We start from the raw sequence: 21,966 nt of genomic DNA on the forward strand, positions 1-21,966 counted from the left end.
CTCCTACATTGGGAGTAACCGAATTGATGTTTTGTGCAAAGAATGGATCGTTTGGATCTATCAAATCTAAATTCACCAAGCCGATATCATGGAAAGTAGCCCCGGCTTTTAAACCTAAAGATAGGGTATGGCCTTTGCCAAGGTTTAACTTGTATGCAAAATCTGCATACAAGTTTTGTTCTTTTACAGGCCCTATCTTATCTGAAATTGCAGATAATCCTAAACCTACTTTTTCGCCAACTGCGGTGTTCGCAAAAAAGGTAAAGGTCTCTGGCGCTCCGTCTAAACCTCTCCATTGTTGACGAAACAACAATCCTCCGGAGATGTTCTCGCGTGTTCCCGCATACGCAGGGTTTACTACGCTCATGTTGTACATGTACTGCGTGTATTGTGGGTCTTGTTGGGCGAAAGCATCGGCTCCTACCAATAGTACCAACAATAACAATAAATATGATGTCTTTTTCATGTATAGATAATCTTATGCGTTATTAATAATTGATATATACCCAACCAGTCTTAGTATCTTTTCCATCACTGAAATACAATACATAGAAATAAGTACCTACAGGCAAAATCTCTCCTTCATCTGTTTGCCCGTGCCACTGATCTGTATAATTAGTTTGAGTATACACTTTTTTACCAAGTCTGTTGAAAATTTCAAGCTTACTAACATTTAAACCAGTTAAATCAAAGTCTTGGTTGTATTGATCTCCTTGTGGAGAAATACCTTGAGGAATTGCACAATATGTACTCTCAACACTTAAAGATGACTCATAAGAACATCCATTCGCAGAAGTTACAACAACTGTATAATCTCCTTCATAAATAGCCTGAACTTCTTGGGTATCTCCAGTAAATCCATTTGGACCACTCCAATCGTATGTTACTCCAGTTAAGTCTTCATTTTCATTTAAAGGAGTTGCAGTTAACATATAAGCTACACCGCTACATCCACCAACAATTGCCATTTCAACCGGAGGGAAAATAGTAACATCAACGCTATACTCAGTATCACAAGTAGTAGCTACTCCTCCAGTATCTACAGTATATGTTACTGTATAAGTTCCCGGAGTACTTTCACCTGTGTTGATTTCACCAGTAGTTGCATCTAACACTAAACCTTCCGTAGAGGTAAATGTACCTCCCATTGTAAATCCATCTGCTAATGTTGGAACAAAATCTTCACCATCGTAACAAACTTCAGTAGCATCGTAATTAAATTCAACTACATAAATATCATAAACAATTTCTAGAGTAGAAGAACAATAAGTACCATTCCACTCATAGTAGTACGTACCTGGCAACGTGAATCCTGAAATTGTAGTTGAATTTGAATCAGGGTCTGCAATTACAGTTTCACTTGGGTTTCCATCAACAACTGACCAAGAACCTCCACCAGCTGCAGTAATAGCTACATCTATATCATCACAATCAATAGTCATTGGATTATCTACAGTAATACTGTTGTCTGCTATAAAGCTAACAGCATCCAAGAAGTTACCAACACTATTATCGTTTGTTACAGTTGAAACTGCCTCAAAAATAAATCGTGTTACAGGTTGATCATCTGGTGTTGTAAACGTACCAGTATTCACTACCCAGGAAGTATTGTCTGCTGAAAAAGTACCCACAACGGTATAATCAGCTAAATCATCATCTGGTGATCCAGATAATATTCTACATACATCTAAACCTCCAGATCTTCTTGCTCTGTGTGCAAAGCTATAGGTAAATGTAGTTGCTGCCGGCGTTTCATAATCTTGGTAAACTCCACCTTCAAGGTTAGCATTCAACTCTATAAACTGATCACCTGAATAACCAGGTACGTCTTCAAAGTTTGGAGTTGGCCATACTTCAATTTGACCATCTGCTGCTGTTGTTCTCCAACCTTGAATCATGTTTTCATCTAATACAGGTGGATAAACCCCAGAAATATCCGGAACTTCAAAATCACTATTAATTGTTCTAATAGAACAAGCAAAACTATCTTGGTTGGCAGGTAATTCTGGAGTATTAATACATAGATCAAACCCTGTATTATTTACTGCTGTTGTATTATCTATAATTCTTAAAAGATAGGTACTTCCAGGCTCTAAATCAGTTGCCAAAATATTGTTTACTGAAGTACAATAAATCATTGTAAGATCTCCACAAGTACCATCATATAAGGTAAGTACTACATCATCATAAACAGTTGTAGTAGCTAATGGCGTTGGATTAATCATTTCAATTTCATGAGTTGTTCCAAGCGCAACAAACGAATACCAAATATCTCCACTATTGTTATCTGCACACTCACTAGTTTCTCCTGAAACTGTAGCTCCCTCAAATGAAACTGTAGTCACCTGAGTACAATCTTCTGTAGCATTTACAGGAACTTCAATTGGGTTATTACACTCATCATTTGAAATTGGAGTTTCAAAAGTTGCAGATAAAGACCAAAAACTTTGATCGTCTTCTTCACAATATGCTCTCACATAAACCACATAATCTGTCAAACCATCAAGATCATCAAAAGTATATGTTGGATTGTCTGAAACCGTAATCCATGAAGTTGGTTCTCCAGCTCCCGATTCCATAATTGCTACTTCCCAAGTAGTTTCTTCGGCACCAGCTTCCCAAGTTGCAGTTGCAGCATCATAAACCACATCTGAAACTACAATGTTTACCGGCTGCGGACAAGAAACTTCCGTCATAAACTCATAAGGCCCAGACCAAAAACTTTCATCTCCTGCTCCACAAAGAGCTTTCACATAATATTCATATTCTGTATAAGAATCTAATTCTTCTATCAAATACGGATCATTATCTTCTGTAACAACACCTTCCGCATCTTCAGCAGGAAAATCGGAACCTGCAGGAAGAACAATTACTTCCCATTGCGTAGCTGAGCCAGCTTCTGTCCAGCTAAGTTCTGCAGTATAAGCAGTAATTTCATCAGCTGAAAGATCTGTTGGTTGTGGACAAGAAAGCACAGAACAAACTGAATATCCTGTATATATTGTAGTTCCAACCAAACTAGTACTATAGGTAGGAACAGATAAAATCTGCTCTCCAGTATAATTACTTACTATATTAAAACTAACTTCATAACTCCAAGAACCTCCAGTCCAATAAATTGAAAACGGAACCCCATCACACAAAGTAACTTCTTGGATCCCTGCCTCTTCACCTACTGGAAGTGTAACATCAGCTACAGTAACACCATTTTGAATCACATTTAAAGTATTGCCGTTCCAGCCATCTCCATAGGAATCTGACAAATAAAATGTATATGTACACTGCTCATCAACAGGACACATTTCTGTATCAAAAGAATAAGGACCAGTCCATGAACTTGTAGTATCTGTACCACAAGCACTTCTTACCCAAAAGTAATACGACGTCGTTGCTGAAAGACCATCGATAACTACCGAAGTATCAGTAGTTGTTCCACTAACTGTTGTTGTATCGTCTGGATCTACATTTGATGTTGAATAGTAATATTCATACGATGATGGAGTAACTGAAGGAGCGTCCCAAGATAAAGTTGCGCTTTCTGTACCCACATTTGACGAAGCTATATTTGTAGGAGCAGGACATTCTGGTAAAATTTGAGCTGAAGCTGCAAATACATTAAAAACGCTTGTACCTGCAGAAGTTTTTGTAAACTCTACACCACTTACAAGCTTCGTTTGATTTTCTGTAGCTAGCGCTACGCTTAATTGATAAATTCTTGGATTTGTAGAATTAAGCTCTATATTATCATCATTTCTTCTAACTCTTCCTAACCCTTGTAAAACAGGAGAACCTCCATTATACCAATCGGCAACAGATAAGCCTGTAAAGGTTTGAGAAGTTCCATCTGTAAATAGAACTTCTGCTGAAACTGTAGAAGCTCCACTACCTGAAGTAACCAAAAAGTAAAGATTGGTTGCATTCACCTGATTTGAAAACGACAATGTCCCAGATGAATTACTGGTTTGAATTCTCAATGAGTTATTCTCACTAAAATCACCGAACTCAAAATCTACATCTCCATTGGAAACCAGTCCATCTGCAGGAATTGCGGTAGCAGCCGCAGCACCATCTGATGGGGAAACATAGTCTGTAGACATATATGCCCAGTTGGCATCGTCTACCCCGGTTGTTGTAACTGTTGAAGCACTTGCCGAACCGTTGGCTATAACATCTTCGTTATACCCAGAAGAAACCGACAATACTTCGTACTCCTGCGAATGCAGTAAACTCACCGCAAGAAGACTGAATAAAAGTAATAACTTTTTCATGTAAAATTAATTATTGAATGTTGGAATAGAATGGTTATAAATAAAACAAAAGCAACCAAGAATACTCATGATTACTTTGTATTAAACTTTATATAACATATTGAAATACTGATGAAAAAAGCATACAGTATATGGTTCAAGAATGGTGTATTCGTTTTTCATAGGCGATATTGGTTGGTGTCAATTTTTATTATTTGCTTGAATCCTTAATAGGAATAAAACGCAACAAAGGTAAAAAATTAAAGTATTTTTAAGGCATTCTTCATTAATAAATACCACTGTTTGTTATAATTATCACTAATTATACATTTTAAAACCTATTTTAACTTAAACTCTCTAAAAACCGAGAAATTAAGCATCTCTGTAATTACCTCATACAATTGCGGTAATGTATACTTAAATTCTGTTGGCTGCTCTATTAATGTTTCCATACACACGGCGAAGAACTCCATGGCATTTGTAAAAGCGTAAGATCTAAGAAACCCGGAGTCATATATTAATTGCATGTGTTGACCATCTTCCAAAATCAATCTTAGATCTTCCAGTCCCTCATTAAAAATGTCAGCGCTAGTATCACTTCCTCCAAAGTTAGAAGCAAACAAAGCGTGAGCAAACTCATGAATTCCTAGATTTACTCCATCTTTATCATCATCAAAACCTTCTAAGAAATGCTTCCATGAAAGCACTAGGGTTTTATGCATAGGATTAAACTCTCCTTTATGATAATTTTGATTGAGTGTAGAATAATAAACGTCAGGAAAAATAAGAATCGTATTTATAGAAGGTAAGTCGAAATAACGCATTCCAAAGGTTAGCAAAACTGCACAAGAAGAAGTGAGTACTTTAACTTCATCGGTAATATGAAAACCTTCTCTTCCGGCAAATTCATGATATTCTATAAATTTTCTAACGCGATGATCAAAAACGGCTTGTTTGGTTTTTGACAGGTGATTATAGAGTGGGAAATGTGAAGTAATATATCCTCGTTGCTGTCGGTTCAATTTTTTCAATCCGAATGGAATATTCACGAACAGCGGGCGCCTGAAAAAATAATAGGCTATAAAATCTAAAAACTTATAAAAGAAGATGCTAAAAATGAGTAGCGCAAAAAGACCTACTGATATAAATGTTGTATTGCTTATTTGTTCTTCTCCCATAAAAAAGCCTGAAAAATTTCAGGCTATTGTTTTTTTATTGTGACCCCGGAGGAATTGGAAACACACCTGAATGACAGTTGTTTAACTTATAATTGTGTCACATTTGTGACAATTGCCTTTTTAACTCGTACAATTCCATAATAATAGAATCTACTTTCATTGCTAAAGCGGCAGGGTTTATGGGTGAATCATTATTAGAATATTCTTCAGCTATAGTTTTTGAAGCTTCGTAGTTCAGATACATTGAGTAAAGGTCCGGGTAGTGTAATTTGATTTTATCAATAAAAGCTTGTGGCAATTTATCAGAAGACATGTATCTAGAGAAAACTCCCTGTGTAACTCCGAACTTATTGGCTACATCTTTATTTTTCAATCCTTTATCATCAAAGAATTCTTTTGCTATACGTTTAAAATTTTCCTTACTCATTATTTAGAACTATTTTAAATTGTTATTTAAAACAAATTCTTGTCGCAACTTTTGTTGTTATTAGCAATTAATTGCTAAATTTGACAAAGAAAAACAAATAACAATGACGAAGATACAAAGAAAAACAAAGCAAAAAATTATGCATTCGCATAACCACTTATCCAATTGTGATATTGATAAGGCATTTGCTTTTATCGACTTGTATTTGCCTGAGAAGTACGTTAATCTGGTTTCCGAGAAGGTGTCAGCCACATCCAACGTTATTAGAAATGTTCGAAATAGAAATACAAAATATCCCTCAAACCATACCCTTATTATTAAAGCGCTAGTCGAAGTAGCGAAGGAAAACAAAGAATCAATAGAGTTTATAAAAGAACTCACTTAAATCATTAAAAACGTTATGACTAAGAATTTGTTACCAGGTATGTTGTCGGATTCAGGTTTAGAATTTTTTGTTCTAGATGAAACGAATATTTATGACACAGAAGTTATGTGTATACATAATGGATCTATAACTGACTTTTCAGGCTCCCCCTATTATGTTATCGATTTGGTTAGAAATGAAATTGATAACGATCCCCCAACCGCAAAAGCTCTTCTTCAGATGCATCCGAACCCTGCATCAGAAGAAAAGCGATTAAAGCAACTTATCGTATGCAGATATGGAGGTTTAGATTATAAACCAGATGTTATTGAAGGAAGGTTGCAAGATGGTGAATATTGGCCATGTCCCCTACATGGTCAATGTAACCATGAAGGTGTGTTATGTAAGCTACCCACTTCTAGAAATGGAGAAAGATTGAAAGCTGAAGAAATACAGCTTATGAAACTCTTATCAACTGATAAGACGAATGAAGTTATTGCAAATGAAATGGATGTAAAGTTGGGTAGCTTCCATCTTCTAAAGAAAAAATTGTACAAAAAATTAAAAATTCAAACAAAGCAGGAGCTTGCTCTGTTTGCCAAAGAAATAAACATCTTATAGTTGTTTTTTTTATGTAGCATTTGGTAGTGCTTAATGGAGGCCCGTCTTAGGGCGGGCTTTAAATTGAAATCATTAAAAATTAAATATATGAACAACGCAAAAGTAATTATGGATTTTAATCCAGATCAGATGAGAGCAGCTGCTGGAAAAATTAAAAAAGAAGAAGTGACTTTGTTAAGTGATATTCTTAAAAGCGTATTCAAATTAGAAAACATTAAGGTCGTAAACTGTTTTCAACCAAGAAAAATAAAGTTTGTTCAGGTAACTACTCAAGCTTTAATAACATCTGATCAAATAAAAGATTTAGAGCTTCATCTTATAGCGAATCAATTAGATGTAAGATATGGCTTCAAGAGATCTGGAGTGGGAATTACTGTTTTCTTCTTTTAAAATGAATTGTGAACTAAAAAGCATAAAGAGTAAACTTAATTTAGTTAGGGCTCAGCGATTGCAAATAGCTGAGAGTTGTTGGTTAGTTGAAGCAGAGAGGCATAAGAAGGATGCCTCTCTAGCTAACCAAGAAGAAGCTCTTATTGCTAGACTTCAGGAATTAAATATTGATACTGAAGTAGAAATAACCAAAATTGACTAATATGGGTTTTATTAAAAATGACTTTATAGAGAGTCTATTATACGATGTAAGGATTGATGATATAATCGGAAAATTTGTTGATTTAAAAAGATCCGGTGCTAATTTCAAAGGTCTTTCTCCTTTTTCAAAAGAACACACGCCAAGTTTTATGGTGTCGCCTGTAAAACAAATCTGGAAAGATTTTAGCAGCGGTAAAGGTGGTGGCGTGGTTTCATTTCTCATGGAGCATAAGTCTATGACTTATCCGGAGGCTATTGAATATATCGCCAGGGAAATGAATAAAACGGTTGAATATGAAGATTCTGAATTTGCTAAAGAAGCTGCAGCAAAAGCAAAGAAGAAAGATCTTCTCCGTCCAGTATTGCAGAAGGCACATGAAGAATACAAAAAAGCATTCAAAGCTCTTCCTGAAGATCATCCGGCAAAAAAAGAAGTATTCGAAAAGAGAGGTTATACAACTGAAGATATTCTAGACTGGCAAATTGGTTTCGCTCCTGGAGGAGTTTTGTACGACCTGTTTAAAAATACCGCAAACGTATCTGAAGCTAAAACTATAGGTCTTATTAATGAGAAGACTAATAAGGACCGCTTTTGGGATAGAGTTGTCTATCCTATATATGAAAAATCGGGAATGATTGTAGGCTTTGGTGGTAGAGATCTAACAGGTAAAAAAGAAGCTCCTAAATGGTTAAATTCAATAGAATCTGAGCTTTATAAAAAGGACAGGGTATGGTACGCTATAGATAAAGCTATCTATGCAATTAGAAAATCTGATGAAGCATACATTGTAGAAGGCTACAATGATGTGATAGCTTTTCATAAAAACAATGTTATAAACACTATTGCTGCTTGCGGTACTTCAATCACTATTAATCAAATAAAAGAGTTACGCAAGTATTGTAGTAAAGTTACGTTGGCTATGGATCCTGATGCAGCAGGGCGAAAAGCAGCGCTGCGTATATTACCCGAATTTATAAAGCAAAACTTCAGAGTTAGTATTCTTGAGTTGCCTGCAGATCCAGACGACTATTGTAGAGATTACAAAGAGGAGATCGAAAGTTACGGGGGGTTAAAAGAAATGCTCTCGGAACCAGGCATGAAAACTGATGGTTTCAAAATTCTGATTGATGAATTTATAAAAAGTTCATTCCTTGATGCGGAAGTACAGCTGCACGAAGCTAAAGCGGAACTACGCAAACTGCAGTCTGAAAGTGCTGCGTATGGAACCAAGCTGAAGGAAGAAAAAAAGGAGGTTGATGAATCGCTGATTAACGCTAAGAAAATTCTCAAGGAACTTGAAACAAGAGAAGGAAAAACATCTGAGGAATACAAGGATCAAAAAATATTGATTGCTGATATAGAGTCTCAGCAATCTTTAAAAGCCTTAGCGGTTAAGGAATTCAAAAAAACAGATGAATTAGTAGATCAAGAGTTCAGCGTAGTTCGTTTAGAGCGCAAATACAATGAGGCGTTTGAATATGCGAATATTTCGAGAATGGAAGGCGCTCGCATTCTTTTAGACATGATTCATGATCTCGAAGACAAAATGTTGTATAGCATTTACAAAGGTTGGATTGAGACTGAAGCAAAAGTAGATAGCTCTATTGTGAAGGTTTGGATAAAGGAATTTGATGCTGTTAGAGCCCCTGCAACCCCAGAAAAAGACGATGAATACGAGTACATTCTTCCTCCGGAGGTAACTACTCCCGTGGAGGAACTAGAACCTGCTATTAAGCGGTACCAAATGTTCATTTCCAATGATCGTATTTATATGCAGAAAGATATGACTATAGGTAAAATTTACTTTGAATGTGTTTCCAACTTTATGGTAGAGATCCTTCAACATATGAATGACGAAAAAATTCCAATGAAGTTGGTGCGTGTAAAGAATATGCACGGAGAAGAGAAGGTTTTTGATACACCTTCAGACAACTTGAATACGCCACAGAAATTTGATGATTTGATGACTGGCCATGGAAATTTTCGTTTCGACGGAAATAGATCACAATTACTAAAACTTCGAGCATACCTTATGGACAATATGGGGATAGGCCGTAAGGTAGAAGTTTTAGGATGGCAGCCAGACGGAAAATTTTGGTGCTGGAATAATAGAGCTGTTCTTGAGGATGGAAAAGAACAAGACATAGACGGAAACGGTATGCTTGTCGTGGATAATGTACATTACTACATACCATCTGCTAACAGTATTTACGCCAATAACAGCTACAAATTTGAATCTCAAAAGCGCTTTAGAATTATAAGCAGTACCATGCAGTTTAATACACTCATGGCCAAAGCTCTTAAAGTTCATAGAGATCACGCGATATCTGGAATTTTATTTGCTATTGCTTCCCTTTTTAGAGATGTATGCGTACAGAAACTGAATAAATTTCCAATTCTTTTCTTATACGGTCCTGGAGGAACTGGAAAGGACGAGCTGGCCGAAATAGTTCAGAGCTTCGTTGGCCAACCGCAAACCGCTATTAACTTGGAGGCGGGACTTTCTACAGGGAAAGCTTCTATTCGAGAACTAGCGCAATTTTGTAACGGTATTTCACAGATGTCAGAATATAAACGCGGAAACTCTGATATTGATGGAATGCTAAAACAGATCTGGGATTGCCGTGGTTATAAACGTGGTAATATCGATTCTCATATTGGAGTAGATTCAATTCCAGTGGAATCTGCAGTAATCTTAACCGGTAACGACTTTCCAGAACCGGAGGCACTTATTCAACGTCTCATTTGGAATGAAATGACGAAGAATGTATTTAACTCAGAAGAAATAAAAAACTTTGATGAGCTGAAGGATTTTGTAGGTTTAGGCGTTTCAGGCTTTGCTAATGAGCTTTTAAAGCATCGTAAAACCTATGAAGAAAAGTTTGAAAAAACTCAGCGTAATTGGAAAGGTATCTTAAAAGAACGTTTTCCGGAGGCTACTGTAAGAATGGGGTTCAACCTTTCTATTTTAGCGACTGCTTATGATATTTTCAAGGATGTTGTAACATTCCCTTTCAGCCAGAACGAGATGCTAGATCATTTTGCAAAAGGCATAGATCAGCAGCTTCGTAAAATTAATTCATCTTCTGTCCTGGTAAGGTTTTGGGAATGTTTCATTACTTCCATGCGTGGGAATCCTGAAGACAGGCTACAAGCGCGTAAGATTATCAATATTGAAGGAAATAAACTCTTTATACAATGGACACACACATACGCTAAAATTCAGCGCCAATGGTATGCTTTGTATCATGAATCTGCGCCAAACAAAGCGCACGTTCTTGAACAGTTGGAAACTTCAGGATATTTTGTAGATAAACTGTCATCGTACAGTTTTGATTCCGGTAGAAAAGCTACCAGATCTTCTGCAATAGTCTTAGACATGAGTAGAATGAGCGAGGTTATGAAAGAAGATATTACAGGCTCTTTCATGTTTCAGCTTAACGAAGATACTCTCTTAAATTCAGGTGAAGATTCGGGACAAGGAAGTATTCCTTTTACTTCTTCCCCTGCAACCCCTAGAGAAAATAAAATCATAGAAGATAGTTAGGCGGTGTTTTTTAGTTCTCAACATTCTCAACATTTTAAAATATTGAATATAAGATAAATAAGGTTGAGAAAGTGTTGAGAAAGTAACAGAGAGTTGAGAAATAGGTTTTTGTTTCTGTGACATTCTCAACATAAAAGAGTTGTAAAAGACTGAAAATCAAAGGTCGAGAAGTTGAGAAAAAAATAAGTGTTTTAAACGTGGTGTTGTTACCACATGAAAGAAGTTGTTAAATGTATACATATTTAGAAGTTAATACGATCATGGCAAACTGTCATACTTTTCAAGAATTAGATAAAGTGATGAAATGTTTGCGTTTCCTGCACGATAAGGGTGTGTTTTTAGATAATCCATTTTTGGTTTTATCTCTTGGAGTTATTGCAAAAATTCATTTTCACCGGATTGATTATGAAAAAAAACAACAGAATTAGAATAGTCGCTGGAGTAAGAAAAGTGACCTTAGGAGATTTATTTAACGAAAATGAAACTCCTATAAAAAACAAAGTTATTGTGATTCAAGGACAGTTTGGACTGTTCAGTTACAAAATATCAGAAGACACAGATCTCCGGAACATTAGAGAATTACTTGATATTTATTATTTCGGACTTGGTTACGCCATTTGTGGACAAGGAGAAAAACCAGAGTTCAATGTTGATCTTCCTTTGAAACCTGCAGATTGGTCTGATGTTTACAATAACGAAAATTTAGAAAATGTACTTAAAGGGCGTCTTATTTATTTAAAAGAACCTGAAGTAGTACGAGGGCCAACACAACTGGAACCTTACATGAGTTGCAAGGCTGAAATGAGACAACAATTAAAAGAAGGCTTAATCTATGTACCTACACCACATAGAATTATAAACATTTACAACGATTAGAAATGATCACTTTTTTAAACATCATCGCTTACGCATGTGCCATACTGTGCATTGTATTGGCTATCTGTGGCGGAAATAACAATAATCATTAAAATTAGATAACATGACAAATTACAAGTCAATTTCATTTAGTACTCCAATGATGGAGGCTATTATTGCGAGAAACAAAACTCAAACCAGAAGACCTATTAAAGAACTGAACAATTACTTAGACAATGAATTGTTAAGTGTGGGTCCTACAGTGATTAATGGAGTACTCCATTTTGAAATAGTGTTGAAAGGCATCGATAAAACCTTTCTTATAAAGCCACAATACCAACCAGGGCAAACCATCTATGTAAGAGAAACGTTTGCTGAGTTTTTAGATGAATATATCTATAGAGCAGACAATAAACCTTCAGAAAAATTTATGACTTGGAAGCCTAGCATGCACATGCCAGTTGAAGCTGCTAGAAAGTTTTTACACGTAAAAAGTGTGACGGTTCAGCGTGTGAAAGATATCACCTCAGATCAAGCCAAAGCTGAAGGAGTTAAGAAAATTGCTGACTACGGAGAAAATGGATATTTAGACTATAACTATCCTAATGATAGTTATACAGATCTAGATGCAAAAGACAGTTTTAAAAGTCTTTGGATCTCAATATATAAGTCTCTAGCCTGGTTTAAGAATCAATATGTATTTGCATATGAATTTGAAGAATGCGAAGCTCCAGACGATTGGAATGACTTTGTACAAAAGAAAATCGCTCAAAGAAAACCTAAAAAAGTAAAGTAATATGTGCACAACAACAGAAACACAAAAATGGCAATGTACCAACGACAATTGCAAATGGATTGGTACCAATGACGAAAAAGCATCCGTTCAAAAAGATAGTATTACTAAAGAATTTGTTTGCCCACTATGTAAAAACCCTGAATTCTATAAAGTTTCACAAGAGGAAGAGTTCTCGGGCAGAAAAGAATACATTATTGATCATGATCCAACTGGAGGACAATTAACCGTTATAATTGACTTTGATTTTAAATTGTCTTCAGGAGACAAGGTATTAGATCTTATTTCTGAAATGGTTAATTTTTGGACCGGAGCTGAAGACAATATTGATGATTTTGAAGGTGATGTAGTTAAGGCTTTTCTAAAAAACCTCACTCATTTATCGCTGGTGCTACAGAAGCAATTCAATTACAATGTAAAAGGGATTGTTGATTTATTTAAATCACAAGAAGGCTATGCTCCTATGGATGGTTCCGCAGGAATTGAAATCACTAGAATTTCCGAAATGGAACTCGATTACTATGATGATTATTCATTTAAAGTTAAAAACCTTGACTAATGGCAAAAGGATTTATAAAAGTAGCTCAAGTATACTCCTGTAACAATAAGTTACAGGAGGCTATATCCAAAGAACTTAACAAGCTAGATTGTGATTTACATACATCGGTATCAGTTGCAAAAACAGCTTTAAAACTAGCGTTCCAGAAAGCTTTAAACTCCTACCAGGGTAGAGCTAAACGACCAGAATTGAAAATCACTAAGCAATACAAGGATCTACACTGTCATGTAGAAGATGTAATCATTCTTAACATTTATGAAGTAAAGAACGATTATGCCGAAAGTTACTAAAGTACTCAGTGTAGAAATTAAACCTAAGCAGTTCCTGGAGCAATGCACGGATGAAGAGCTTAGAGAAATTTATGAATTAATTCACTGTCCAAGGTTCTACAGAGAACCGAAACTATTTGATGATGGAAGAAATTAAAAAAGAACTTAGTAAATACGGTAAGGTAGAAATATGCAAATCTAGTGGGTTTGTCTTCTCATTACTCATTACCGGTAAAGGGCTAACTAAAGCCTCAACATACGATGCTATTGTTACAATTCTAAAAAAAGAATTAGACAAACATCCTATAATAGAATGTATCAAAAACGAAGATCATTTCCTATGCATGGTACTTCGTAGAAAATTAAGTAACTCCTTAAATAATATGATATCATGAAAAAAATAGCAGCTGTACTTATAGATTATGGGATGGACTTTCAATATGATTGCTTCCATAGTCAAGGAGAAAAAATAACTGCCTATGAACTTGGTTTAGAGATTTGGAATCAAAATGGGAAAATATTTTATAGATGTGGACCTGAAACGCTAGAACTCCCAGAGGAAGATGCTTGCTTTGGGTTGATTTCAAATAAGGTAGAAGAAGAATGTATTAACGAAACAACTTAATTAAAATGAACATATTCTATTTTATACAAGACGAATCCGACGATCGGTTCCATAACATAAAAATGGAAAGTTGGATTGAAGTGGAGGTTGTTTATAACAGTACCGGATCAGGTAAAAGTTATAAAAGGTTAGAAGAGATCAATTTTCATGCGGCCACAGATCTTAAATCCTTTGAATGTGCTAGTTTAAAAATCAGCTTTGGTAAAGATGATTGCATGGGGCATCATGCGAAAAACAGAAAAGATTTTCTGAAGGCAAAATTAGATGAATCATTTAGAAACTATACTCAAGTAGACAGAGAGCGTTACGAGGCATTACGTAGTAAGTTTTTCCGTATTCATGATGAGCAACGATGCATTAATTTTGATACAATACCTAAAAAACAGGAGTATAACATAAGAGTCCTAAGCTAATATGAGAAAAAGAATTTCAAAGAAGATCGTAGCCTGGATACGTAAACATGTAATGGAAGAAATTGTAGATGATCTTACAAATCATGTGTATTTACGTGTAAATGGTAAGGTGATTAAAAAATTAAAAATGATCAATATTCCTCAGTGTTATACATTTGTAGAAACAGATCCTGAAGGCATAAAGTTTTTTGTACAGGAAGTAACATATTCAGAATATGGCTATGTCGTTTATTTAGACGGAATTATACGTAAATAGTAAAATATCTTCATGTAACATTTCAATAGCAATTAATTGTTTTATTTAGCAATTAATTGCTATTTTGCTTTTATAATAATGCCAATGGAAATTTTACAAAGAGTAAAGAATACACCACAATTCTGCAAAGTAGAACTTTGCTTTTCTGGAGATCTTCTCCCATCTTCCATTGCAGAATGGCAGCCTTTTTTCAACTCTTCAGATAATAACTCTATTTTCTATAAGACTTATGGTTCCAAGAGCTCTTTAAGCTTTTCAGAGGAATCATCAGAAACTAAAGCAGGTGTTTATTATACACAAACAGTAACTTTTCGTTTTCCTTCGATTGATAAATATAGAGCTGAGCGCATAGCTTTAATGCAAAAAGTAAAATACATTAAGGTAGTGCTTACCAGTGGACATAATATTTATGTGGGCCGTAATGATTATTATCAAAATTCTAAGCCTAAATGTAGAGTCCAAACGAATCAAAATTTAGCTGAAGTGACATTTACATCAAATTCTATTACGCCTGTAGGTTTGGGACCTAACGCTACAGGATTAGGATTTCCGTATTCAATACCCACTGTTTTAATACCCGTAACATAATGCCAACTGTTGTATTTCCATTATCCATCGTAGACAAAGAAGATCACCCAGAATTAGTAGAACAATTTCAAGGGGTAGATCCTAAGTATTATTATTCAGCTGCCGAATGGAATCTTTTGCGCAATGCAATCAATGCGTTGCATACCATGATTTCTACGGGAAATAGCAAATATTTAGGAGATTTTACAACTACCGATGCTTTAATAGCAGCTTACCCAGATCCGGAACCAGGATCAAGAGCTAACATCGTAAACTTAGAAGCAAATGATGATTTAGCATTGTGGGATGAAAATGACGAGCAATGGTTCATTTTTGAAGGAGCTGGAGGATTTGGAACCGTAGACGCCGAACTCTCTACAGAGTCTACAAATCCTTTACAAAATGCAGCCATAACAGAAGCCTTGTTATTGCTGACGCCTGCTCCAGATTACGATGCGCCAATGGCCAATCTTACTTCGGTAACGCAAACTGTAGAAATGGGAACAAGTTTGGCAAACCTAACATTTAATATCACGTATTATCAATACGATGGAGGGCCAGCAACTGGATATAAGTTACTTAGAAATGGTGTTGAAATTTCAACGGTTCAAAATAATACGATTTCAGAAGATAATATTACTGAAGTAATTCAGTTTCAAGGTGCCGTTGCGCATAATGTTGGTGAAGTTCAGAATAATATTCTAGGATTGCCAGATTCTACAGGTCTTATTCAAGCGGGAACGGTTTACTCCGTCTTTAGAACTATAACGCCAAAATACAAAGCCTTTATGGGTATGGCAGATGCTATACCTAGCACACCTGCAGCAGCTAGAGCTTTACCATATTCTTCTTGGGCAGATAATGATTCTATAAGTTTTGTAACAGATCAGGAAGCTACACAATTTTATGTGGTAATTCCTGCTGGTAGAGTGATTACACTTGTAGAAGATTTGAGCAATTTAGGTGCTGATATAACGAGTACGTATGTGTTGGTAGATGCTGCTTTTACCATGGAAGATAATGGAGGAAATGAATACACTGCAAAGCTCTATGAGCGCACACAAGCAGTACCTTATGATGAATATGCAACCCACAAAATTACTTTAGGAAATGCTTGATAATGTTTTTACAGAAGGAATTGGCGGACACAGAAGACAAGATGCACACGTTTCTAGCAATCCGTATGCCGGTCCTTATACATCGGTAGCGCAAGCCAATGAAAATATACCTTATGGGGTACGAAAAAAAGGGCTAAAATGCATCATCTACAATGCGCAGAACTTGCCTGTACAATATTGGTATTATGGAGGAACTGAAAATACTGATTTGGTTCCTATTTCCATGTCTGGGCAAACAATAAGTTATATTGAGTCTGGTAATGTTTATAGAACTGCTCCTTACACGTATGCCAATACAGCTTATTCGTGGTTCATAGATTCGGAGAATTTTCAAATACCTGCAGGAAGCAATCAGATCTCTGATGGTTCTGCTATGGCTGAAGGTGAAAGCCGTATAGATGTTTTTTATCTTGAGGATTCCACAGAACTAAAAATAATTGAAGGAGAAGCTTCCGCAGATCCTATTAAACCCGCAATACCTCAAGGAGCTTTGGAGGTAACTTTTGTTATTGTTTCTGCTGCAGGAGAAAACATTTCTAATACATTGGCTTATGATGATGATGCCGGATCTCCTTTAGAATTTAACTTTAGCTCAACCAATGGAGTTGTAAGTGATTATACAGAAGAACCTTTTAATGGTCCTAAATGTATATTAGTGAATTCATTTGATGGAGCTGTAAAATCATTTTCTTTGTCAGCAGCCGAGGCACAACCATTAAACTTTAATACGTTGCAATTTCAAATAAAATTTTTGCAGCAGCCGTCTAGTTTAACATCTGGTTTTTTTATAAAACTACTAGCCACCGGCACCGATATTAGTTCTTTTAACCTTTGGGTACAAAATGGAGATTTTGGTATTGATTTTACAAATACCAATGATTACCAACTAATAGCTATTCCTTTTTCTTTGTTTGCTTTTACGCAATCAACAATAGATTCTTTTCATACCATACATTTTCAATTCCCTATCAATTACCATTGCTCACTGGATGTGATTGAATTGATAAGCAACGATGATCAGACTGAAGTACCCCAGGAACCGGAACCACCTTACTTGTATCAATATGATATTGTGGCTCCAGAAACTTTAGCTTTTGGAGGTGTTCCGCTGGACGAATTTTATGAAGTCGTAAGCCGTTATGGTTTATGGAAATGGTGGAATGAAGTATCTCAAAATATAGGAGGAGGATTAAGTGTGTCAGATGGTAGTGTAACTGTAGACACTGCTACAGGGTTAATATTTGAATCCGCTGGGTTTTCTGTTACAGATAACGAAGACGGAACCGCCACAATCTCAGTAAAAGGAACTAAATATCAAGATGAAAATGGAATTGATTTATTTCAAACCGACACAGTTAGATTAAAAAATTTCGGAGTTGATGTAGCAACAGGAATGATTATAAACTCACCTTATACGGATTACTACTATGTAAACTCAAGTTCAGGAGATGATTCAACAGGAGAATTTGGAAACCCTAATAAACCATTCCAAAGTATTGATGCTATTTTTGCTTTATATGATTTAGAAACTGATTATGACACTGATGTAATTGTACCTATCAAGTTACAAACTGGTGACACGTATGTAATCAATACACAAATACCTAATATTGGTTTCGAGATAAAATCGGACTTACCTGCTGTGGTTGATTTATCAAATAACTCAAATTCAAATGTTGTATATTCTTCTAATACTTCTAATAAGCACTGGTTGATTTTTAATTTACCACAAGGTCAATTAAGAAACGATAGAAATGGTACAGGTGGTGGTAATTTTATATGTGAGGATAATTATTACGTATTAAATCTAAATTCATTATATGTTGATAGTACATCAACAACATTTTTAAGTGGTGCTGCTACTTACATAAATAAAATAGATATTATACAGACTACGTGTAAATTTGAAAAAATAGTCGGTTCGGTGTATGTCGGTGAATTAACTTTATTATCTGGATATAATTCAACATCTAATAATTTATTTGATAGAGCTGATTTAGTAGAGGTTGCTAATTTAATTCACAATAAAACAGCAACTACATATATATTTCAAAGTAATCAATTATGGAAAATTGGTGATATTTCGGGGAGTACAGCTCTTAAATTTTCATATACACATAACCAAAATACAAAGATTCATTTCTTAAACTCCAAGATAACAAATACTGGCGGTATACAATTTTCATCTAATCAAATTGGTGATATTACTTTTTCTGGTGTCATTGAATCTTTAATACAACTATCTGGAAATTTTCAAGGTAGAAGTGATAGGATTTCTTATTTCAGATGGGTCAGTTTAACTATAAAAAGTGTAGATACATTGAACTTATCTATGACAAGTTCAGGTGATAATTCATATAACACATTTGAAGTAATTAACTCATATGTGAATATTGGTTCAGGCACTGATTTAATACAGCAATCGAATGATTATGCCACTATAAAAATAGATAATTCGACTATTATAGGTAATGGTAACGGAACATCTCTAATCACCGTGGTTGCAAGTACAACACCAGATATTTATATCGGAGGTCTTAATACAGATTACGAATCCTTTGTTAGCGACTCAACAGTAAAAGTTGATTTTTTATCTAACAGTTTAACTAATGGAATAAAGGTTTTAGGAGACGATGGAAACTATTATAAAATTCATGTAAACAGCTCAGGAACATTAACCGCTACAGCACTTTAATTATATATCATGGTATCAATAAAAAACACTCAGAAAATAACATTTACAGGTCAATTGGTCACTGAAGAAAAGTATGTGATGGTTAGTATAAGAGACCTTAATATTTCTAATGAAAAGCAAACTATTACATCAATTGTAAAATGCTTTACTTTCAATTATAAATTGGATGAGGAAGGTTTAGAGACAACAGAGATTATCAATCTAAAAGAATTGCCTGGAGAAACTAAACCTATAAAATTCAATAGGTCAGAAATGCATAAATTAATGCAAGCCATGCAGCCAGCAATTGGAGACATGGATAGCTTTGATGCTTTCCAAAATCAAGTATTGATGTATTTAGCTCAAAGAGATCAATACTTCGGTTTAGCAAACAACTGGGAAATTGTGTAATAAGCTTTTTGCTATGACAACAGAAAAACAACCAACCAAAATTAGATCTCATTTAGTAGCTTTCTTTTTTAAAGAAATGCTAGGTAAAGAAGCGCATTACCATGGAAAAACGGCAAAGTCTATAAAGATTTTACCAGCATCTTCTATTGGTAGAATTCTTAATTTATATTACAGAACAGAATATGAAGAGAAAGAATACTTTCCTTTTCTAATTTACATTACGCATGATGAGAAACTAGCTATCAATCAATTTAAAGGGGTTGTTTATGTAGAAAAGAATGGGGTAAAATCATATTTAAGACTTTCTGAAGAAAGCTCCAGAGAAGTAAATAATTTTTTAGAAGACTGGTTTCGTATCTCATTTGTCTACTATGTAGACGGTTTCAAATCTGGTAAAAACATGATTGCTGAAGCTATTAATTGTTGGATTGATAAGTATGAGTTGTTGGAACATGGTTTTAGCTATGAAACGCTAAGAATGCTTTACTATCGCGAAAAAAAAAAGAATGCTAACTGCGGTAGACTGCAATATAAAATAGGCAATAGAATTTTAAACTATCAATAGTTTTCATGTAACAGCAAATTATGTATTAGCAGGTTAGGTTTGCTTAAAAGAACTTAACCATGAGCGCAACTTGCTTTGAGATTTACTTCAATCCGGTTTACATTTATGTACGTAATACGCTGCTTTTTGCAGCTGACAATAATTTTAAAACTACTAAAACTTCATTAGTAGCTTCTACGTTACTAGAGGCGGGCCAATATGTTTTAGGTATAGATCTATTTGGGGTTTCTATGCCTTTAATCGCATGGGTTTTAATCACTGTTGGTTTCGATGCCTGGTACGGGATTAAAAAATCTAAAAAGCAAGCTTTGGAAGCGTATAGCAATGCTATGAAGTTTCCTAAAGATTCTCCGGAGCATCGTAAAGAGATGCGCGTTTATAAATTGAAAAAATACGATCCTAAAAAGCTTCAGTTTACTTTTTTCAAATGTTTTACACTCCTAGCGTATTTAGCTTTCGCTAAAGTTTTATTGAGTGAAGGAAATGGAATTTTAGATTTTACGCTACAAGTGTTAACCAAGGCGCCTATTGCTATTTTTTGGTATAAAGACTTTAAATCAATTGGCGATAATACAGCATATATCTACAAGAAAAAAGCGCCAATTTTCACCATTGTAGAAAGCATTTTTGAACCTAGGATCAAAAAGTTTTATGGTGGTTCTTCAGGTACAAACTACCAGGAGGATTCTACTCCTGAAAATTCAAATATGAGAGATGATGAAAACAAACGTTAGAAGTTTTACAGACAAAGAACTGCTGGACCGAGTAGAAGCTATTGGGGGTAAAATTCCAAATAGAGGTAAATACTTGTGTATAGGTGTTCAGAGCAAAGAAGATCAATACAATGTATTTGATGATAAATTTTACCTCTATGATGGGTGTGATTTTGTAATGGTTAGTTCCGGAACTACCAATGCCGGTTCCACTGCATTAAAAACATTTGACAAATATAATTTAGAAGGAGCTGCTGTCTGGAGAACCGATCAGTTCGTAGAAGACTGTTTTGCGCCAGGGCTGCACAAAAGTAAAATGAAAGCTCTTAGACAGCACTCCCCTATTGAATACTACCGTGATTCAAATAAAGACAATCGCGCCGATCAAACAGGAAAATTACACAAGGGAATTATTTGGGCCAATATGCACGGCGTTTCTTATGATGCTGAAAGCAACATCATAAAAACCAATATCGGAGGCTGGAGCTTTGCTTGTCAGGTTTGGAACAACATGCCGGACTATCACAACATGATCGATTTGACTTGGAAAAGAGATCTACCAATTGACTATGCACTTTTAAAAGAATTCTAGTATGAAAAAATTATTGGTATTACTCCTAATATTCATCAGCTGCAGCTGTGGATCTGTTTCTAAAAGTAAAGAGAAATCAGAGTTTGAAAATCAGAAGGAATCAGCTGTAGATCTTTCAGAGGTGTCAAAAGAAACTTCTGAAATTTTAGCTAAGAATTCTATGCATTCTCATGCTGTTGAGAATGCTCAGTTTTTAGAGGTTGAAGTTTCTCCAGGAGAATCTTTGAGTATTACTCAAAGGGACGAAAATGGAAAAGAGACAAATACAACCTTCTCCGGATCTGGTAAGATTAAGTTTGGTTCTTCTGAAAAAGAAGAAATCAATACTGAAGAAAATCATACCCACGAAGCTAAACAAACTGAAAAAGTTGTAGACAGTACAGCTACCGCATCTTCTACAGAAAAAGGTAAAACCATAACAGCTAATGTAGAACGTTCGGGAGGTTTCCCGTGGTGGCTTCTGTTGTTAGTTCTTATAGCCTTGGTAGCTGCTGCTATTTACCTAAACAAGCAATTCTCTTGGATTTTAAAGTTAAAAAACGGTGTAACATCCGTATACAAAGCAATTTTTAAAATTTGA

At 35.2% G+C, this 21,966-nt stretch carries 25 protein-coding genes; 21 read left to right on the top strand and 4 right to left on the bottom strand.

Annotated elements, in window-relative coordinates:
* The 4 genes from BM383_RS08350 to BM383_RS08365 form a co-directional block, all read right to left on the bottom strand.
* Positions 1-466, bottom strand: a 466-nt coding sequence (locus BM383_RS08350) for a PorP/SprF family type IX secretion system membrane protein (protein ID WP_143106377.1), incomplete at its 3' end; no start/stop codon positions are given.
* A gap of 22 nt (positions 467-488) precedes the next feature.
* Positions 489-4,268: a fibronectin type III domain-containing protein gene (locus BM383_RS08355; protein ID WP_093024678.1), complete on the bottom strand. Its 3,780-nt coding sequence runs from the start codon at positions 4,266-4,268 to the stop codon at positions 489-491.
* Between the two features lie 317 nt (positions 4,269-4,585).
* Positions 4,586-5,425, bottom strand: coding sequence for a zinc-dependent peptidase (locus BM383_RS08360; RefSeq protein ID WP_093024679.1), 840 nt, complete (start codon positions 5,423-5,425; stop codon positions 4,586-4,588).
* A gap of 97 nt (positions 5,426-5,522) precedes the next feature.
* Complete coding sequence (locus BM383_RS08365; RefSeq protein WP_093024680.1) at positions 5,523-5,852, bottom strand: hypothetical protein; 330 nt, start codon at positions 5,850-5,852, stop codon at positions 5,523-5,525.
* A gap of 103 nt (positions 5,853-5,955) precedes the next feature.
* Here BM383_RS08365 and BM383_RS08370 point away from each other — a divergent pair, with 103 nt between their 5' ends.
* The 21 genes from BM383_RS08370 to BM383_RS08475 all read left to right on the top strand — a co-directional run bounded on the left by BM383_RS08370 (position 5,956) and on the right by BM383_RS08475 (position 21,966).
* Positions 5,956-6,237, top strand: a complete 282-nt coding sequence (locus tag BM383_RS08370; protein ID WP_093024681.1) for a hypothetical protein — start codon at positions 5,956-5,958, stop codon at positions 6,235-6,237.
* Positions 6,238-6,252: 15 nt separating this feature from the next.
* On the top strand, positions 6,253-6,837 hold the full coding sequence (locus BM383_RS08375) for a LuxR C-terminal-related transcriptional regulator (RefSeq protein WP_093024682.1): 585 nt from the start codon (positions 6,253-6,255) through the stop codon (positions 6,835-6,837).
* An 87-nt stretch (positions 6,838-6,924) separates the two neighbouring features.
* Entirely contained in the window at positions 6,925-7,227 is a 303-nt protein-coding gene (locus tag BM383_RS08380) for a hypothetical protein (protein WP_143106378.1), read from the top strand.
* 1 nt (position 7,228) lies between these two features.
* Positions 7,229-7,429 (top strand): hypothetical protein, encoded by a 201-nt coding sequence (locus BM383_RS18940; protein WP_093024684.1) that lies wholly within the window; start codon positions 7,229-7,231, stop codon positions 7,427-7,429.
* Between the two features lies 1 nt (position 7,430).
* Positions 7,431-10,976 (top strand): DNA primase, encoded by a 3,546-nt coding sequence (dnaG, locus tag BM383_RS08390; protein ID WP_093024685.1) that lies wholly within the window; start codon positions 7,431-7,433, stop codon positions 10,974-10,976.
* Positions 10,977-11,381: 405 nt separating this feature from the next.
* A complete protein-coding gene (locus tag BM383_RS08400) occupies positions 11,382-11,852 on the top strand; it encodes a hypothetical protein (RefSeq protein ID WP_093024687.1) in 471 nt (156 codons plus the stop codon).
* A 103-nt stretch (positions 11,853-11,955) separates the two neighbouring features.
* Positions 11,956-12,627: a hypothetical protein gene (locus tag BM383_RS08405; protein WP_143106379.1), complete on the top strand. Its 672-nt coding sequence runs from the start codon at positions 11,956-11,958 to the stop codon at positions 12,625-12,627.
* 1 nt (position 12,628) lies between these two features.
* Positions 12,629-13,183 carry a DUF2528 family protein gene (locus BM383_RS08410; RefSeq protein ID WP_093024689.1) on the top strand — a complete coding sequence of 185 codons (555 nt, stop codon included), beginning with the start codon at positions 12,629-12,631 and terminating at the stop codon, positions 13,181-13,183.
* Positions 13,183-13,473 (top strand): hypothetical protein, encoded by a 291-nt coding sequence (locus BM383_RS08415; RefSeq protein WP_093024690.1) that lies wholly within the window; start codon positions 13,183-13,185, stop codon positions 13,471-13,473. The genes BM383_RS08410 and BM383_RS08415 overlap by 1 nt, the downstream gene beginning before the upstream one ends.
* A gap of 122 nt (positions 13,474-13,595) precedes the next feature.
* The gene (locus tag BM383_RS08420; RefSeq protein WP_093024691.1) at positions 13,596-13,847 is read left to right on the top strand and encodes a hypothetical protein; all 252 of its coding nucleotides are present in this window, start codon (positions 13,596-13,598) and stop codon (positions 13,845-13,847) included.
* The gene (locus BM383_RS08425) at positions 13,844-14,077 is read left to right on the top strand and encodes a hypothetical protein (RefSeq protein ID WP_093024692.1); all 234 of its coding nucleotides are present in this window, start codon (positions 13,844-13,846) and stop codon (positions 14,075-14,077) included. Before BM383_RS08420 ends, BM383_RS08425 begins: the two co-directional genes overlap by 4 nt.
* A 5-nt stretch (positions 14,078-14,082) precedes the next feature.
* Positions 14,083-14,490 carry a hypothetical protein gene (locus tag BM383_RS08430; protein ID WP_093024693.1) on the top strand — a complete coding sequence of 136 codons (408 nt, stop codon included), beginning with the start codon at positions 14,083-14,085 and terminating at the stop codon, positions 14,488-14,490.
* Between the two features lies 1 nt (position 14,491).
* Positions 14,492-14,746, top strand: a complete 255-nt coding sequence (locus tag BM383_RS08435; RefSeq protein ID WP_143106380.1) for a hypothetical protein — start codon at positions 14,492-14,494, stop codon at positions 14,744-14,746.
* A gap of 84 nt (positions 14,747-14,830) precedes the next feature.
* Positions 14,831-15,334: a hypothetical protein gene (locus BM383_RS08440; RefSeq protein ID WP_143106381.1), complete on the top strand. Its 504-nt coding sequence runs from the start codon at positions 14,831-14,833 to the stop codon at positions 15,332-15,334.
* Complete coding sequence (locus tag BM383_RS08445) at positions 15,334-16,431, top strand: hypothetical protein (RefSeq protein WP_093024696.1); 1,098 nt, start codon at positions 15,334-15,336, stop codon at positions 16,429-16,431. Before BM383_RS08440 ends, BM383_RS08445 begins: the two co-directional genes overlap by 1 nt.
* The gene (locus BM383_RS08450; protein WP_093024697.1) at positions 16,424-19,126 is read left to right on the top strand and encodes a hypothetical protein; all 2,703 of its coding nucleotides are present in this window, start codon (positions 16,424-16,426) and stop codon (positions 19,124-19,126) included. The genes BM383_RS08445 and BM383_RS08450 overlap by 8 nt, the downstream gene beginning before the upstream one ends.
* Positions 19,127-19,135: 9 nt before the next feature.
* Positions 19,136-19,516: a hypothetical protein gene (locus tag BM383_RS08455; protein WP_093024698.1), complete on the top strand. Its 381-nt coding sequence runs from the start codon at positions 19,136-19,138 to the stop codon at positions 19,514-19,516.
* A gap of 13 nt (positions 19,517-19,529) precedes the next feature.
* Positions 19,530-20,081, top strand: a complete 552-nt coding sequence (locus BM383_RS08460) for a hypothetical protein (RefSeq protein ID WP_093024699.1) — start codon at positions 19,530-19,532, stop codon at positions 20,079-20,081.
* Positions 20,082-20,140: 59 nt separating this feature from the next.
* Positions 20,141-20,815, top strand: coding sequence for a hypothetical protein (locus BM383_RS08465; RefSeq protein WP_093024700.1), 675 nt, complete (start codon positions 20,141-20,143; stop codon positions 20,813-20,815).
* Positions 20,799-21,386, top strand: coding sequence for a hypothetical protein (locus BM383_RS08470; RefSeq protein ID WP_093024701.1), 588 nt, complete (start codon positions 20,799-20,801; stop codon positions 21,384-21,386). Before BM383_RS08465 ends, BM383_RS08470 begins: the two co-directional genes overlap by 17 nt.
* A 1-nt stretch (position 21,387) precedes the next feature.
* On the top strand, positions 21,388-21,966 hold the full coding sequence (locus tag BM383_RS08475) for a hypothetical protein (protein WP_093024702.1): 579 nt from the start codon (positions 21,388-21,390) through the stop codon (positions 21,964-21,966).

The sequence above is a fragment of the Pustulibacterium marinum genome, assembly GCF_900116665.1.
GTDB classification, from domain to species: domain Bacteria; phylum Bacteroidota; class Bacteroidia; order Flavobacteriales; family Flavobacteriaceae; genus Pustulibacterium; species Pustulibacterium marinum.

What these genes read in the sequence shown, in the direction of transcription:
- BM383_RS08355 (WP_093024678.1), bottom strand. Translation starts at nt 4,268, where the DNA reads ATGAAAAAGTTATTACTTTTATTCAGTCTTCTTGCGGTGAGTTTACTG.
- BM383_RS08360 (WP_093024679.1), bottom strand. Translation starts at nt 5,425, where the DNA reads ATGGGAGAAGAACAAATAAGCAATACAACATTTATATCAGTAGGTCTT.
- BM383_RS08365 (WP_093024680.1), bottom strand. Translation starts at nt 5,852, where the DNA reads ATGAGTAAGGAAAATTTTAAACGTATAGCAAAAGAATTCTTTGATGAT.
- BM383_RS08370 (WP_093024681.1), top strand. Translation starts at nt 5,956, where the DNA reads ATGACGAAGATACAAAGAAAAACAAAGCAAAAAATTATGCATTCGCAT.
- BM383_RS08375 (WP_093024682.1), top strand. Translation starts at nt 6,253, where the DNA reads ATGACTAAGAATTTGTTACCAGGTATGTTGTCGGATTCAGGTTTAGAA.
- BM383_RS08380 (WP_143106378.1), top strand. Translation starts at nt 6,925, where the DNA reads ATGAACAACGCAAAAGTAATTATGGATTTTAATCCAGATCAGATGAGA.
- BM383_RS18940 (WP_093024684.1), top strand. Translation starts at nt 7,229, where the DNA reads ATGAATTGTGAACTAAAAAGCATAAAGAGTAAACTTAATTTAGTTAGG.
- dnaG (WP_093024685.1), top strand. Translation starts at nt 7,431, where the DNA reads ATGGGTTTTATTAAAAATGACTTTATAGAGAGTCTATTATACGATGTA.
- BM383_RS08400 (WP_093024687.1), top strand. Translation starts at nt 11,382, where the DNA reads ATGAAAAAAAACAACAGAATTAGAATAGTCGCTGGAGTAAGAAAAGTG.
- BM383_RS08405 (WP_143106379.1), top strand. Translation starts at nt 11,956, where the DNA reads ATGACAAATTACAAGTCAATTTCATTTAGTACTCCAATGATGGAGGCT.
- BM383_RS08410 (WP_093024689.1), top strand. Translation starts at nt 12,629, where the DNA reads ATGTGCACAACAACAGAAACACAAAAATGGCAATGTACCAACGACAAT.
- BM383_RS08415 (WP_093024690.1), top strand. Translation starts at nt 13,183, where the DNA reads ATGGCAAAAGGATTTATAAAAGTAGCTCAAGTATACTCCTGTAACAAT.
- BM383_RS08420 (WP_093024691.1), top strand. Translation starts at nt 13,596, where the DNA reads ATGGAAGAAATTAAAAAAGAACTTAGTAAATACGGTAAGGTAGAAATA.
- BM383_RS08425 (WP_093024692.1), top strand. Translation starts at nt 13,844, where the DNA reads ATGAAAAAAATAGCAGCTGTACTTATAGATTATGGGATGGACTTTCAA.
- BM383_RS08430 (WP_093024693.1), top strand. Translation starts at nt 14,083, where the DNA reads ATGAACATATTCTATTTTATACAAGACGAATCCGACGATCGGTTCCAT.
- BM383_RS08435 (WP_143106380.1), top strand. Translation starts at nt 14,492, where the DNA reads ATGAGAAAAAGAATTTCAAAGAAGATCGTAGCCTGGATACGTAAACAT.
- BM383_RS08440 (WP_143106381.1), top strand. Translation starts at nt 14,831, where the DNA reads ATGGAAATTTTACAAAGAGTAAAGAATACACCACAATTCTGCAAAGTA.
- BM383_RS08445 (WP_093024696.1), top strand. Translation starts at nt 15,334, where the DNA reads ATGCCAACTGTTGTATTTCCATTATCCATCGTAGACAAAGAAGATCAC.
- BM383_RS08450 (WP_093024697.1), top strand. Translation starts at nt 16,424, where the DNA reads ATGCTTGATAATGTTTTTACAGAAGGAATTGGCGGACACAGAAGACAA.
- BM383_RS08455 (WP_093024698.1), top strand. Translation starts at nt 19,136, where the DNA reads ATGGTATCAATAAAAAACACTCAGAAAATAACATTTACAGGTCAATTG.
- BM383_RS08460 (WP_093024699.1), top strand. Translation starts at nt 19,530, where the DNA reads ATGACAACAGAAAAACAACCAACCAAAATTAGATCTCATTTAGTAGCT.
- BM383_RS08465 (WP_093024700.1), top strand. Translation starts at nt 20,141, where the DNA reads ATGAGCGCAACTTGCTTTGAGATTTACTTCAATCCGGTTTACATTTAT.
- BM383_RS08470 (WP_093024701.1), top strand. Translation starts at nt 20,799, where the DNA reads ATGAAAACAAACGTTAGAAGTTTTACAGACAAAGAACTGCTGGACCGA.
- BM383_RS08475 (WP_093024702.1), top strand. Translation starts at nt 21,388, where the DNA reads ATGAAAAAATTATTGGTATTACTCCTAATATTCATCAGCTGCAGCTGT.